Source organism: Shewanella sp. SR43-8 (genome assembly GCF_014163775.1).
GTDB classification, from domain to species: domain Bacteria; phylum Pseudomonadota; class Gammaproteobacteria; order Enterobacterales; family Shewanellaceae; genus Shewanella; species Shewanella vesiculosa.
Genome location: NZ_JACJDX010000007.1, coordinates 15,605 through 31,265 on the forward strand (window position 1 = coordinate 15,605; position 15,661 = coordinate 31,265).

Sequence of the window (15,661 nt, forward strand, 5' to 3'; positions counted from 1 at the left end):
CCTATTCATTATATCAGGCTGTTTTAGTCGTAAATAGTCACAATCATTCGATGGTATCTACCAAAGCTTAACCAGCATAACGGAGCCATTTAATGGTGGCATTTTACCACAATGCTCGATATGAGTGGGCTTAGATATCTTATAGAAAAACAACACCTGTTATAAATTTAATACCATGCAATACCCCGTCTATAGTAAATCAATATTTCGTTCCTATTTTATTAATCTTTCATCAATAGCAGGCAAATGCTATAGGTGGCTAATCAGTGGTCTACTGATGATCATTAATTCATCTGGAAGTCTCTTCTATTTAGCTGCGCTATTTTATGGCAATAGCAAAGCAAACTTTATGATGTTATGCACTTTTTTTGTATCTTCTGCACTATTTCTGTGCGATAACTAATCGCAGATGAGCGTCACAAGTAACAATATTTGTTAAATTGAATTTAATTAACCATCTGATTTATAAGTAATATGTTTTGTCATTTTACTGCCATTAATCTGTAGTCAATTTGTTATGATTAACTGGCATGGTAACTGCTGTATTTTCAGTAGTTAATTCACGCGAGGAGGACAAATATGGAGCTAGAAAAGTTACTGTATTTGCAAGGCGTAGGGGCAGAGTTTATCGATTGTTTCGGTAATCTTGTTCATATACCCGCTAAGGACAGGCAGGGTATTTTAACCACAATGTTGTTACCATCTTCAGGTCATCAACATGCTTTTAGCCGTCATAGCGAAGCGTTATGTCATCTCAATGAGTCTTATCATCAACCATTATCAGAGTCACAGGTTGCAGCTAAGATCAGCCAGCTCGATATCCAACCTTGGTTAAAGCCACTGCATAACTTTCAATGGTGTTTAATTGATAAGCCTCATGTTGATATTTACTTACCAGAGCGTGACTCAGGTGCTTTTAGCATCAAGATCCACAATGAAAATACACAATCTATCTCGATCTCTGCACAGGTCAATGACTGTATTGTTGTCGGTGAATACCATATTAACGGTCAGCGTTATTGTCAGTATCGTTTGTTTTTTGTTCACTCTAGTCTGCAGTTAGGATACTACTCATTGAGTTTATCTTTTATCAATGATCCAGCTCATCCTGATGTGTTGCGTGGGCAATTAATGGTCTCTCCATCTATGGCCTATCAAGGTCGTTTAGCACAAACAGATAAACAGTTTTGGGGACTGAATGCGCAGCTTTATGCATTACGCAATGATGCCCAATGGGGCATAGGCGATTTTGGCAATTTAGCCGAACTGATTGATTACGCGGCTCATGCTGGTGCTGATTTTATTCTGCTTAATCCACTTCATGCTTTAGACATCAGCCAGCCAGATAATCCCAGCCCATATAGCCCAACCGATCGTCGTCGTTTAAATCCCTTATACATACAAATTGAAGCCGTTGGTGAATATAACGCCCTTGATGGGGAGTTATTATCACAAAAATGGCAACAAAAAAGACAGATCCTCAATCAAGCTCATTTGATTAACTATGATGAAGTTCAGCAGTTAAAATATGCTGCATTTGAAAAACTGTATCAAATATTTTGCTTGGACCATGTTAAGTATGAAACCCCCAGATTTAAAGAGTATTTGGCATTCATAGAACAAGATAACGTTGCATTAATGCAATTTGTCGCCATGGAATTGAAATTAGCATCTAAAAATTTCACTCATGATGCTGGGTTTTATTTATATTTACAGTTCATTGCCAATGAGCAATTACAAGCTTGTCAGCTTAATGCGAAGCAGTGCGGCATGAGTATTGGACTGATCCGTGATTTAGCTGTTGGTGCCATTAGCCATGGGGCGGAGGTGAGTGCAAATGTTGATTTTTTTTGCGATAACGCCAGTATCGGCGCGCCGCCAGATCCGTTTGCCGAGCAAGGCCAAAATTGGGGCTTAACTCCATTTGATCCTGTTAAATTAAAACAACATGACTTTAGTCACTTTATCCAACTGGTTCGCAGTAATATGCAAAGTTGCGGAGCTTTGAGGATCGACCATGTCATGGGGTTGCTGCGTCTATGGTGGTGGCCGTTACAGGACGATTTAGGCAATGGCAGCTATGTCTATTACCCGCTTGAAACCTTATTAGCTATTGTGTGTTTAGAAAGCCAACGGGCGCGTTGTGTTGTTATTGGTGAGGACTTAGGCATAGTTCCGCCAGAAATAGTGGCTTGTTTGCGTGACGCGGGTATTTTTTCGAACGAATTATTCTATTTCTGTAAAGATTATCACGGCTTCAAGTCTCCACAAGAACACAAGCGCCAGAGCTTGATGATGCTAGCTAATCATGATGTTCCTACATTATTTGCCTGGTGGTCTGGCGACGATTTACGTCTACGACGTCAGCTTAATTTGATCGAAACCGATGATAAATTACAGCAGCTTTTAGCGCAGCGTCAGCAAGAAAAAATACAATTAGTCGATTTACTTATCCGCGAACATGGGTTTGAGTTACCACTGCCCACATCTTCAGTGGATGAATTAGAGTTTGACAGTGTGTTACTGGCTTGGATAAGTGTTGCCGCCAAAGGCAATGCACAATTGTTTAGTGTGCAATTAAGTGACTTAGTCGCTGATAAGCATGGGGTTAATATTCCTGGTACTTGGAAAGAGTTCCCTAACTGGCAGCGCAGGTTACCTTTGTCTATTAAGCAAATGTCCCAAAGTCCTAAAGTACAACAACGTCTTGAAGCGATAGCTTGTGCACGACAACCTCGCAGCAACGCCCGAAGCAGCGTTAGTGCTGTAAACATTCCCTCATCCGATACACTCGGCCATTAATGGATCACTGATTATGACTGTAGCGACCCCGTATTTTCAGCAAGATAGTGAAATAGCCTTATTAAATGGTGAGTACACTGACGTGTTTTCATTACTTGGTATGCACAGTAGTAGTGATAATAAAGGATTAATTGTTCGTTGCTTACTTCCCGGTGCACTGAGTATCGATGTGTTAAACGCAAAAGATCTCCGTAAAGTGGCCAGTCTTGAACAGGTTAATCAGCAAGGTTTGTTTGCCGGTAAAATGGGCCGCAGAGTGAAACCTTTTGCTTACTTATTGCGAGTGCAATACCCATTGTGTGAACAGCTCATCAATGATCCTTATCAGTTTGATAGTTTACTCAATCCTGATGATGTGTATTTATTCGGTGAAGGTAGTCAGTTACAAACTTATCATTTTCAAGGGGCTAACTGGCGCGAGCATCATGATGTTAAAGGTGTGCATTTTTGTGTGTGGGCGCCAAATGCCAAGCAAGTGGCTGTGGTGGGCGATTTTAACTTATGGGACAAAAAACGCCATGTGTTGCGCCACCATCCTGCGAGTGGGTTGTGGGATATTTTTATTGCAGATGTTGAACCTGATCAACACTATAAGTTCGCTATTTGCGATGTTCATGGCAATGAGATTATTAAATCTGATCCCTATGCCGTTGCCATGCAACCGTCGCCGCACAATGCGTCAAAAATCCCTAATTTTGATCATTATGACTGGCAAGATGGCGAATGGTTAACTGAACGAGCTAGCCGTGAGCCTCATGCTCAACCTATGTCTATTTATGAAGTGCAATTAGCCTCATGGCGTCGTAGTGGTGATGACGGTCAAGATTACACCGATTATTCACAGCTCATTGCCGAACTGGTGCCGTATGTCAAAGAAATGGGCTTTACCCATTTGCAATTGATGCCGATCAGTGAGTATCCATTTGACGGTTCTTGGGGTTATCAACCTGTCGGGTTATTTGCGCCTACCTATCGCTTTGGCGACGCTAATGGTCTCAAAGCCTTTATCGATGAATGCCATTTACAAGGTATTGCAGTATTGCTTGATTGGGTACCCGCACACTTTCCTCGAGATCCACACGGGCTGGTGAGATTTGATGGTAGCTGCTTATATGAACATGAAGATCCGCGCCGAGGTGAGCATCCTGATTGGGATACGCTAATTTATAATTATGGTCGCGCCGAAGTACGCAGTTTCTTATACAGCAACGCCTATTACTGGCTAAACGAATTCCATTTTGATGGTTTACGCCTTGATGCTGTGTCGTCGATGTTATATCTCGATTACAGCCGCACAGCCGACCAATGGATCCCCAATGAACTGGGTGGCCGAGAAAACCTTCAAGCTATCAGCTTTCTACAAGAGCTTAATGCGCGCATGTACCAATGTTTTCCTGGCATTAATATGATCGCTGAGGAATCAACTGCGTGGCCAGGCGTGACTCAAGCGACCAGTAATAACGGCTTAGGTTTTGGTTTTAAATGGAACATGGGCTGGATGAACGACACACTGCGTTACATCAGCAGCGATCCTTTGTTCAGACGTTATCACCATGGTGAGCTGACATTTAGCTTAGTGTATGCCTTTACCGAACAATTTATTTTGTCGCTTAGTCATGATGAAGTGGTCCACGGCAAGGGGTCGTTATTACATAAAATCCTCGGCGACGATTGGCAGAAATTTGCTACGTTACGCGCTTATTACGGTTTCATGTGGGCGCATCCGGGCAAAAAGTTATTGTTTATGGGCAATGAGTTTGCCCAGCGCAATGAGTGGAACCATAACCAGAGCCTTGACTGGCATTTATTAAACTATACGCCGCATCAAGGCGTGCAAGATTGGGTACGCGATCTCAATCAGTGTTATCAGCAATATCCTGCGTTATATCAACGCGATCATTACAGTGATGGTTTTCAATGGCTCGACTGCAATAATGCCGACGATAACATTTTAGTATTTTGTCGTTTTGGTATTGATAAACAACAACCTGTGGTGATTGTGGTCAACATGTCGCCACAGGTTTTTCACCACTTTAGAATTGGGGTGCCAACCGACCAGTCCTATAACGAAATACTTAATAGTGACCACCGTCATTATGGCGGCAGTCATGTTGTCAATGATGCAACGTTTGAAATACAAGCAACAGAATGGCAAGGCATGCCTTACAGCTTAGTGATTACAGTGCCACCACTGGGATGCAGTATTTGGGCACCGGAACCGCATGAGTTGCCATAATAGTGCAACATGTTAAAACAGCAGGGTTTGACTTCAAAAGGGCATGTTATGGGTATAAGCAGCGGTTATCCTTATCCACTAGGGGCGACAGTTGATAATAGCGGAGTGAATTTTTCGTTATTTTCAGCACATGCTACCAAAGTGGTGTTGTGTATCTTTGATGCCACGGGGGAAATTGAGGTTGCTCAGTACATTATGACTGAGAAAACACGGCAAATTTGGCACTGTCATCTAGCCAATGCTCAAGCTGGGCTTTTGTATGGTTACCGCGTTTTTGGGCCCTATCAACCGCAGCTTGGCCATCGTTTTAATCACCATAAATTGCTCCTCGACCCATATGCAAAAAAGCTGGTAGGAGAGCTAAAATACCATCCGGCAGTCTATGGTTATGACATTAATGCCCTTGATGAAGATTTGTCATTTGATACTCAAGACAGCGCGCCTTATTTACCCAAAGCGCAAGTGATCGATTATGAGTTTGTTAAAGACATTCCAATCGTACCGCTCAATATTAGTCTGGCTCGAAGCATTATCTATGAGACCCATGTAAAGGGGTTTACTCAACAACATCCACAGGTCGATGCAACAAAAAAAGGCACCTTTGCCGGCCTAGCGAGCAAGCCGATAGTCGATTACTTACAAAATGTTGGTATTACCAGCGTAGAGTTATTGCCCGTGCATGGCTTTTTCGATGAGCCTTTTTTGATTGAAAAAGGCCTCAATAACTATTGGGGCTATAACAGTATTGCCTTTATGGCGCCGCATTCTGCTTATTTATCTGATGAGGGGGATATTGCTGAGTTTAGGCAAATGGTCTCAACACTTCACGCAGCAGGGATTGAAGTGATCCTCGATGTGGTATTTAACCATACCGCCGAAGGAAACCATTTAGGGCCGACGTACAGTTTTCGCGGTATCGATAATGCCAGTTATTACCGTTTATTGCCTAATGATAAGCGCTTTAATATTAACGATACTGGTTGTGGTAACACCTTTAATCTTAATCATCCGCAAGTATTAATGTTAGTCATGGACTCTTTGCGTTATTGGGTCGAAATTATGGGCGTCGATGGGTTTCGATTTGATCTCGCCAGTTGTCTTGGCCGTGAGGCTTATGGTTTTGATCCCGGAAGTGGATTCTTTGATGCTATTACCCAAGACCCAGTATTATGCAAGGTTAAGCTCATTGCCGAGCCTTGGGATATCGGCCCTGGTGGTTATCAGCTCGGTAATTATCCCGTAGCATTCAGTGAATGGAATGATCGGTACCGTGATGCAATGCGCCGTTTTTGGCGTGGGGATAGTGGTTTATTACCTGAATTTGCCAAGCGATTTCATGGCTCGAGTGATTTCTTTGAACATAATGGCCGAGGCCCAGCGGCGAGTATTAATTTTATCACCAGTCACGATGGCTTTAGTCTACATGATTTGGTGAGCTACAACGATCGCCATAACTTGGCTAACGGTGAGGAAAACCGTGATGGTCATCAAGAAAACTGCAGTTACAACTATGGTATTGAAGGCGAATCTGCCGATGAAGCAATTAATGCCATTCGATCGCGACAAAAACGCAATTTATTAACCTGTTTATTGTTGTCTCAGGGCGTGCCCATGTTGTTGGCGGGTGATGAATCAAGTCAAACACAACAAGGCAATAATAACGCCTATTGCCAAGATAATCCTATCGGCTGGTTTGACTGGGAGCAAATAGATTGGTCGTTAGTGAATTTTACTGCGCAGTTGATAAGCTTGCGCAAACGTTTTCCTATGCTGTGTCACCAAGCTTTTATTCATAAACCAGAAGCCTTATTTGATAACGGTTTAGCTTGGTTTAACCGCCAAGGTGAGGTGATGAATAAATCAAATTGGTGTGAACATCATACCCGTACCTTAAGCGTGATTTTAACCGGTAATCTAGCGGATGCCGACATTGGTGCGGTGGCGGAAAGTACCGAAGCGTTATTATTGATGATTAATGTCGATGAGTTGCCCCACCAATTTACTCTGCCGCAATTACCCCATTTTCGCCATTGGCATTGCTTACTGCATACCCAAGAAAGTGAACCCGAAGTCGATGCTAATAAGCAAGTGAATGTAATCAGTCGTAGTTTAATGCTATTTCATACCGAATTTACTAGGAGTCATTGATGACCACAGCAAAAGATAACGCCAGTGTAAAAAAAACCACTGTGCGTGCCAGTCGCAGTAAAGCTAGCACTAAGGCGACAAGTAAAGAAAATGTCGTGGCGGCCTCGCAAGCTGACAAGGTCGGTAGTGCTCATCATGATCCTTGTGAACCCTGTGACAGTTTATCGGCATCACTTGCCCGACATATCCGCTACGGGTTATGTCGTGACGAACATGAACAACATGAGCTTTTTAATGCCGTGGCGCAAAGCGTTAAAGAACAAATGCTCGATAACTGGCGTCAAACACGGATTAAAGACAATCAATATCAACAAAAACAGGTCGCGTACTTATCACTTGAATTTCTAATGGGCCGAGCCCTAGGTAATGCATTGTTGAGTTTGGACATTACTGCTGATGCCCAACAGGTGTTAACCGATTACGCCACCAGCTTAGAAGATATTGAGCAAGTTGAACAAGATGCTGGTCTTGGTAATGGTGGACTTGGGCGCTTAGCGGCATGCTTTTTAGACAGTTGTGCGAGTTTAGACTTATCGGTTACTGGTTATGGGATTCGTTACCAATATGGCATGTTTGCGCAAAAGATTGTCGATGGTTATCAAGTAGAGCGTCCCGATCGCTGGTTACGTCATGGTAACCCATGGGAAGTTCGCCTCTCTAACCGTATTGTTAGCGTGCCTTTTTTCGGTCATACCGAAACTTATGTTGATAAGCATGGACATCGACATCATGTGTGGGCAGATACGCAAAACGTGTTAGCTGTCCCTTATGATATGCCAATCCCAGGGTTTAAGAATGGCCGCATCAATACGCTGCGTTTATGGAAAGCCGAAGCGAATGACGAATTTGATTTAGCCGAGTTTAACGAGGGCGATTATGCTGAAGCCGTTGCCACTAAAAATTTGGCTGAACAAATCACCATGGTGTTATACCCAAATGATTCGAGTGTGAATGGCAAAGAATTACGACTACGCCAGCAATACTTTTTATCATCAGCCAGTTTGCAAGATTTACTGGCCCGTTACGTTAGTCAATTTGGTGAAGACTTCAGCCAGTTTAGTGAACATAACGTGTTACAGCTTAATGATACTCACCCCAGCATTGCCGTACCTGAGTTAATGCGACTGTTACTGGATAAATACAGTTTGAGTTGGGATGCAGCATGGGCGATTACCAGTCAATCTATGGCCTATACCAATCATACTTTACTGCCCGAAGCGTTAGAGCGCTGGTCGGTACCTATGATGAAAAACATGTTGCCACGCATTGTCGAAATTATCTTCGAAATTAATGCTCGTTATTTAGAACAAGTGGCTCACCATTGGCCGGGAGATATTCAAAAGTTAGCCAGTATGTCGATTGTCGAAGAAGGCCCCGAGCAACATATTAGGATGGCATATTTAGCCATAGTCGCCAGTTTTTCAGTTAATGGTGTGGCGGGCTTGCATACTCAGTTACTCAAACAAGGGCTGTTTAATGACTTTTATCAATTGTGGCCCGATAAATTTAATAATAAAACCAACGGTGTTACCCCAAGGCGTTGGCTTGCGTATTGTAATCCTAAGTTATCGGCACTTATTTGCCGTCGTTTAGGTGATGAATGGATCAATGATTTATCTCGTCTTACCGCACTCAATGCTTTTAGCAGTGACAAGCAGTTCGTTAAAGAATGGGCGCAAATTAAGTTTGAAAATAAACAAGCGCTAAGCACATTTGTGAAGCAGCAATGCGATGTTGAGTTTGACCCACTAATGATGTTTGATGTGCAGGTGAAGCGTATTCATGAATATAAACGTCAGCTCCTGAATATCCTCCATGTGATTCATTTATATCGCCGTATTTTAAGTGGCGATACGCAGAATATGGTGCCACGCTGTGTACTCATAGGAGGCAAAGCCGCACCAGGTTACGCCATGGCCAAGCAAATTATTAAACTGGCTAATAATGTTGCTCATATGGTCAATTCCGATCCTTTGGTCACGCCATATTTGCGCATGGCATTTTTGCCCAACTATAACGTCAGTGCCATGGAAAAAATATGTCCAGGTACCGATTTATCTGAGCAAATATCAACAGCAGGTAAAGAGGCGTCGGGCACAGGAAACATGAAATTCATGATGAATGGAGCCTTAACGATTGGTACTTTAGATGGCGCCAATATTGAGATGCTGGAAGAGGTGGGTGATGATAATTTCTTCTTATTTGGTCTAGATGCTAACCAAGTCGCTCAAGCGCGGATAAATTATCAACCGCAACACATTGTTGAGCATTCAACAGCCCTTAATGGGGTCATGAGTATGCTAAAAAGTGGCCATTTTAATTTGGTCGAACCGGGTATTTTTAACGACATTATCGCTTCAATAATTGATCCTAATGATCAGTGGATGACCGCTGCTGATTTTGACAGTTATTGTTTAGCACAAGAGCAGGTCGCTAAGACGTATCTTGATCAAGATAGCTGGCAAAAAATAAGTATTCGAAATACTGCCGCCAGTGGGCGTTTTTCAAGCGACAACACCATAGCGGGCTACCGTGATGAAATATGGATGAAAAAGTAATACAAGGAAAGTGCAGCGACGCTGTAATTAACGTAAATCGTAGATTAATGTTTGTTTATTGGTGGCTAAGTTGAATAGCCAAATGGAGTCTGCTTATGAGTAATGTTCGTTATATTAGTAATTTAACTCGTGATACCTATGCGTTGATATTAGCGGGTGGTCGAGGTTCTCGGTTGTATGAATTAACCGACTGGCGTGCGAAACCTGCGCTTTATTTTGGTGGTAAGTATCGCATTATCGACTTTCCGTTATCAAACTGTATTAACTCAGGAATACGAAGAGTGGGAGTGGTGACGCAATATAAGTCACATTCTTTAATTCGACATGTTACTCGTGGCTGGGGTCATTTCAAAAAGGAACTAGGGGAATCGGTTGAGATTTTACCTGCGTCACAGCAAACATCTGGTAACTGGTATCAAGGTACTGCCGATGCGGTATTTCAAAATATTGACATTATTCGGCATGAAATCCCTAAGTATGTGATGATCTTATCTGGCGATCATATTTATCGTATGGATTATGCTGGTTTGCTCGCAGCTCATGCTGAGTCGGGTGCCGATATGACAGTGTGTTGTTTAGAAACCCCAATTGCAGAAGCGGCAGGTGCATTTGGGGTGATGGAAGTTGATAGTGATAATCGCGTCATTGGTTTTGAAGAAAAGCCCGCAGAGCCTAAGCCAACCCCAACTGATCCAGAAAAGTGTTTGGCCTCAATGGGCAACTATGTATTTAATACTAAATTTTTGTTCGAACAATTAAGAAAAGATGCCAATAACGAAAGCTCAGATCGTGATTTTGGCAAAGATATTATTCCGGCAATTATCAAAACACATAATGTGTTCGCGTTTCCTTTTACAACTTCAGTGTCTGATGAGCCAGCCTATTGGCGCGATGTGGGTACCTTAGATTCATTTTTCCAAGCGAATATGGAGTTATTGTCGCCAACACCAGCATTAAATTTATACGATGCTAAGTGGCCAATTTGGACATATCAGGAACAGCTTCCACCGGCTAAGTTTGTGTTTGATGATGATAATCGCCGCGGTATGGCAGTTGATTCAATCGTTTCCGGCGGTTGTATTATCTCTGGTGCTAAAGTGAAACGAAGCGTGCTATTTGACGAGGTGCGTGTGTGTTCTTATTCCTCAGTCAAAGATTCGGTATTATTACCCGATGTGGTGGTACTGAAGAATTGTAAAATAAAAAATGCCATTTTAGATCGGGGTTGTATTATTCCTGAAGGCATGTCGATTGGTTATAATCAAGAACATGACAAGGCGAGGGGTTTTAGGGTGTCAGAAAAAGGCATTACCTTGGTAACCCGCAAAATGTTAGGTTTAGCGGTTGGCTTTGAATAAGGATCCTAGATGACTCCTGCGAGTGTAAAACGAGTCCTGCTGGTGGCAGCAGAAAATGATGCACTGCATGGCGCTAAAGTTGGGGGCATGGCGGATGTCATCCGTGATTTGCCGCCAGCATTGGCACAATGCGGCGTAATAGCCGATGTGGCCATGCCAAATTATGGCTTCTTAGCGCAACATTATCATGCCGCACACATGGCTGATGTTGAAGTTGCTTTTGCCGGCCAGCGCCATACTGTAGCGGTTTATCGCTTACCAAGACCACAACATAAAGATGCCATCCTCAATGTGGCTGAAGATCAATGGGATGACGCGGTAGCTCAAATCTATCTATTTGATCATCCGCTATTTAATCACCAAGGCCAAGTGTATTGCAGTGGTTCGGCAGACAGACCGTTTGCCGAAGATGCAACCAAGTTTGCACTGTTTTCTCTTAGTGTGGCCACGTGCTTGGTGAATAAATTATTACCACAGTTTGAGGTGTTGCATTTACATGACTGGCACAGTGCAATGGTTGCCATGCTGCGTGGATGCGTAGATGATTTTTCTGCGCTGAGAGCATTACCTTGTGTGTTTACCATTCACAATTTGGCCTTACAAGGGATCCGGCCTTTTATTGGCGATGATTCATCGTTTGCCCATTGGTTTCCGCAATATGTGGGTAAATTAAACCTTATTGCCGATACCAGTATATTTGACCCTCGTTACAGCAATTGTGTTAATCCGATGCGCATGGGCATTGTACTCAGTGACAAAGTGCATTTAGTGTCGCCCAGTTATGCGCAAGAGGTGTTAATGCCATCTGACTATCACAAAGGCTTTTTTGGTGGCGAAGGGTTAGAGGCCGATTTAGTGGTTAAGTCTTTGCAAGGTAATGTGGTTGGGATCATTAATGGCTGCGTTTATGATGATGTTAGCCATAAATCCAATCAAGCCCAGCCTACTCAGCAGAGCGAGTATTGGGCGTTATTACTTCAAGCTGAGAATGCCGTCATTAAGTGGCAAACTAAAACAAGCCAGCTGAGTGTATTAGACTCAATTGCGTTAACACGGATCAGTCAATCTAAGCAGACTATATTAGCCGACTATCATCACTTAACCGCCTTAAAAAGCAGTGTGTCAGATGATGAGCAACGATTTTTACTGACCTCAGTTGGGCGTTTAACAGAACAAAAAGTGCTGATTCTGTTGCAGCCTTTTAACCCAACTCACGCCACTAAAATTCATTCCTCGGCGAAAACAGTGTTAGAGGCTATTCTCGAATCACTCAAGAAACATCAACCTAATGGCGTGTTTATGTTACTTGGTAGTGGTGATGTGAATATTGCTAATGCATTACAAGCTACCGCAGCACGTTATGATAACTTTGTGTTTTTACATGGTTATGACGAAGCTTTATCTGAGCAACTTTATCGCTTGGGCAGCTTGTTTTTAATGCCCAGTTCATTTGAGCCTTGCGGGATCAGTCAAATGCTCGCGATGCGGGCAGGCCAACCATGCTTAGTTCATGGCGTCGGGGGGCTCAATGATACGATTGAAGATAATGTCAGTGGCTGGGTATTTAACGGTGCAACATTGGCGGCACAAGGTGAAGCCTTGGTTGAGCGTTTTACTCAAGTGCTCGAGTTATTTGGCAGTGATACTTGGAAGCAAGTGAAACAAAATGCCGCCAAACAACGATTTACCTGGGATGAGGTTGCTAAACAGTATATTGAAAAGTTATATGTGAGCAATTGAGCTGTCCAGTCAGTGTCCAAGCCAATCATATTGGATAATGTGACTAGGTAGCACCCAACCGGTTACTCAAATTATTAGCAAATGAGTAGTAGGCAGCTCTTGGCACTCTTTGTATTGATAGCCGCAATTGCTCAATTAGCCAATAAAAAAGCCAATCAAATTGATTGGCTTTTTTGTCTTCCAATAACCACTTAAACTTGACCTGGTAAATAGCTGATGACTTTATATGGTGCACTTTATGTCGAAGCGTTGTGCTGAGCCATCGAACGATGTTGTCCGTTTGATGACTCATGAGTCAGCTGCTGATATCGTGCTATGACCAATAAAGATACCGTCTTGTGTTACTAGTTTAGTGACTAATAGGTATAGCGAAGATCCAAGTAATAGTAACCACCATTAAACCCAAATGGAGTATTGGTGAGCGGGTATATGAAAATTCCGTTAAAGTTATTATCCTCAGGACGTTTCTCTGGATAAGTATCAAACAGGTTTTGTACCCCTAAGGTGACGGCTAGATTATCGGTTGCACGGTAACGAGTACTTAAATCTGTGGTCCATCTTGAGCCATATTCCACTTCACTTGATGAATAACCCACAGTGTAGTTTCCGAAATAACTGAAACGTAAGTTGGTAGTGAAGTCGTCATACTGATGCGTAAAGCCAATGTTAGCAGTGTTTTTAGGATTGGCTTCAGTCATGCGAACAACTTCAATATTATCAAATAGCTCGTCTTCTAATCCATTGAGGATTGAAGGCAACGAAATGGACTCAATTTCAGTTTCTTTGTATGAGTAGGCTAGGTTGGCTTTTAAATCGCCAAATTCACCAAGGTCTATCCCTTGAGTAATAACTAAGTCGACACCTTGAGTTTTAGTATCAACCGCATTCATAAAGAAGCGAGCCGAGTCGGCATTAGTGCCTTCAAGGATAGCGGCAATCGCCGGTGAACTTTCTTTATCTATAGCGCCTGATAAAATGATTCTGTCATCGACATTAATTTCATAAGCATCTAACGTAACTGCAAAACCATTATTACCCGTGTAAACAATACCTGCACTATAAGAATGTGATTGTTCAGCTTTAAGATCTGGAATACCTAGCTCTGATCTGATCGGCGATAACTGATTAAAGGTGCCTGATTCTCTAGGAATAAACTCACCAGTGACTGGATCGGGATCAAAAAAGGTCGATACGTTAGTAAAATACAGTTGCTGCACACTGGGTGCACGGAACCCCGTGTCGGTGGTTAACCTAAGTGCCAGACTGTCCGTCAGCTCATAACGGCCAGATAGCTTCCAGCTGGTGTTGCTACCAAAGTCAGAATAATCTTCATAACGCACAGCTGCTGCCCAATAAAAATCTTCGGTGAGTTGGTTTTCAAGTTCAATATACAGTCCGAGGTTAGTGCGGTCTTCATCGACTTCAGACTCTTTGGTAAAACCACCAAAACCTTGGCTACCGCCAGATTTCCCTTGGTAATCGCCTTTGATATACGACTCTTCTTGGCCTGCATCAATTTGATAGCCACTTTGACGCCATGTCACGCCCATCGCGACTAATAAGTCTGAGTCATTAGCAAAATCATAGTAGCTTGAAGCATCGACATTAAGATTAAGTTCACTGGTAGACAGGGTTCCTGCATCAAAGCTTGTTGGGCTAATAGGGCCGAGCGAGGCATTGATACTGTTTTCTAAGGTATATTCAAAACTGTTGCTACCAAAACCAGCCGATGAGTCAACTTGCCATTTCCCTAACTCAAACTCATAACCGGTTACTAAAGAGTAATCGATAATTTCTGGGCTTATTTGTGGTAAAAATCCGTCTGGATAGACTTCAATCACGTTGCGAGAATCAAGTGCACGACGATAAAAAGCGCCTGAACTTGAGTTACGTTTGCTAATGCCACCAAAGGCATAAAGCTTACCCTTGGTATCTAACCCTTGTTCAGCATTCAAAAATAAGCCGTAGTTGTCATAGTCACTGTCGCCAACATGATGATTCTTACGATCGAATGTGGCTTCACGGGGATCAGGACTGCCGTCGGCTAATGTTGGATATTGCTGCCGAGTATCAAAGCCCGCTCTGTTGGTGGCGTTTTTCTGATGCGCCTCTAAAGAGACGTTCACAAAACCTTCGTCACTGAAGCTAAAGCCATGGTTTACGCCTAAACGAACTTGTTCACCATCACCTTCATAGGTTTGACCTACTTGAGTCGTAATGCTGCCGCCTTGGTCACTGTCTTTCAGCACAACGTTAATCACCCCAGCGATAGCGTCAGATCCATAAAGTGCAGAGGCACCGTCACGTAAAATTTCAATTCGCTTAATGGCTGTCATCGGAATAGCATTTAAATCAACGTTTGACGAACCTTTGCCTAAGGTTCCGGCCAAATGCACTAATGCCGAACCATGACGGCGTTTACCATTAACCAACACTAAAGTGTGATCCGGTGACATGCCGCGAAGGCTTGCTGGACGCACAGCGTCACTGCCGTCAGTAATTGATGAAAATGGGAAGCTATAACTTGGTGCTGCAAATTGTAATGCTTTGGCCGTTTCAGTAATCCCGGTGGCTTCAAGTTGTTCGGAGGTAATAATATCGACAGGTGTTGCACTGTCTGTAGCGGTACGAAGGGCGATACGCGAGCCAATGACCTGAATGCGCTCTAGGTTTTCACCTTCCTCTGCAGCGATGGCTACAGGAGCTGAAATACTGCCAATAACGGCCAAACAAACGAGACTTTTATACATTAGTAATCCTGCGATAACGTTATAGTAAACTTTGTAACATTATAGGACATTTTCGCTGATGCATAGGAG

Annotated in this window: 7 protein-coding genes; 6 read left to right on the forward strand and 1 reads right to left on the reverse strand. The window is 43.0% G+C overall.

Annotated features, from left to right (window positions below):
- Nucleotides 1-579: 579 nt before the first annotated feature.
- From malQ to H5114_RS10215, 6 genes are all read left to right on the forward strand, one after another.
- Nucleotides 580-2,802 carry a 4-alpha-glucanotransferase gene (gene malQ, locus H5114_RS10190; protein WP_182722841.1) on the forward strand — a complete coding sequence of 741 codons (2,223 nt, stop codon included), beginning with the start codon at nucleotides 580-582 and terminating at the stop codon, nucleotides 2,800-2,802.
- A gap of 10 nt (nucleotides 2,803-2,812) precedes the next feature.
- A complete protein-coding gene (gene glgB / locus H5114_RS10195; RefSeq protein ID WP_182722974.1) occupies nucleotides 2,813-5,038 on the forward strand; it encodes a 1,4-alpha-glucan branching protein GlgB in 2,226 nt (741 codons plus the stop codon).
- A gap of 48 nt (nucleotides 5,039-5,086) precedes the next feature.
- Nucleotides 5,087-7,186 (forward strand): glycogen debranching protein GlgX, encoded by a 2,100-nt coding sequence (gene glgX / locus H5114_RS10200; RefSeq protein WP_182722842.1) that lies wholly within the window; start codon nucleotides 5,087-5,089, stop codon nucleotides 7,184-7,186.
- Nucleotides 7,186-9,744: a glycogen/starch/alpha-glucan phosphorylase gene (locus tag H5114_RS10205; RefSeq protein WP_182722843.1), complete on the forward strand. Its 2,559-nt coding sequence runs from the start codon at nucleotides 7,186-7,188 to the stop codon at nucleotides 9,742-9,744. The genes glgX and H5114_RS10205 overlap by 1 nt, the downstream gene beginning before the upstream one ends.
- A 95-nt stretch (nucleotides 9,745-9,839) precedes the next feature.
- The gene (gene glgC / locus H5114_RS10210; RefSeq protein ID WP_124014731.1) at nucleotides 9,840-11,102 is read left to right on the forward strand and encodes a glucose-1-phosphate adenylyltransferase; all 1,263 of its coding nucleotides are present in this window, start codon (nucleotides 9,840-9,842) and stop codon (nucleotides 11,100-11,102) included.
- A gap of 9 nt (nucleotides 11,103-11,111) precedes the next feature.
- Entirely contained in the window at nucleotides 11,112-12,842 is a 1,731-nt protein-coding gene (locus tag H5114_RS10215) for a glycogen synthase (protein WP_182722844.1), read from the forward strand.
- Between the two features lie 356 nt (nucleotides 12,843-13,198).
- Here H5114_RS10215 and H5114_RS10220 read toward each other — a convergent pair whose 3' ends face one another.
- Nucleotides 13,199-15,592, reverse strand: coding sequence for a TonB-dependent siderophore receptor (locus H5114_RS10220; protein WP_182697267.1), 2,394 nt, complete (start codon nucleotides 15,590-15,592; stop codon nucleotides 13,199-13,201).
- Between the last annotated feature and the right edge of the window lie 69 nt (nucleotides 15,593-15,661).

Excerpts from the sequence above, each read along its gene's own strand:
- glgC (WP_124014731.1), top strand. The coding sequence starts at position 9,840 with ATGAGTAATGTTCGTTATATTAGTAATTTAACTCGTGATACCTATGCG.
- glgX (WP_182722842.1), top strand. The coding sequence starts at position 5,087 with ATGGGTATAAGCAGCGGTTATCCTTATCCACTAGGGGCGACAGTTGAT.
- H5114_RS10215 (WP_182722844.1), top strand. The coding sequence starts at position 11,112 with ATGACTCCTGCGAGTGTAAAACGAGTCCTGCTGGTGGCAGCAGAAAAT.
- H5114_RS10205 (WP_182722843.1), top strand. The coding sequence starts at position 7,186 with ATGACCACAGCAAAAGATAACGCCAGTGTAAAAAAAACCACTGTGCGT.
- malQ (WP_182722841.1), top strand. The coding sequence starts at position 580 with ATGGAGCTAGAAAAGTTACTGTATTTGCAAGGCGTAGGGGCAGAGTTT.
- H5114_RS10220 (WP_182697267.1), bottom strand. The coding sequence starts at position 15,592 with ATGTATAAAAGTCTCGTTTGTTTGGCCGTTATTGGCAGTATTTCAGCT.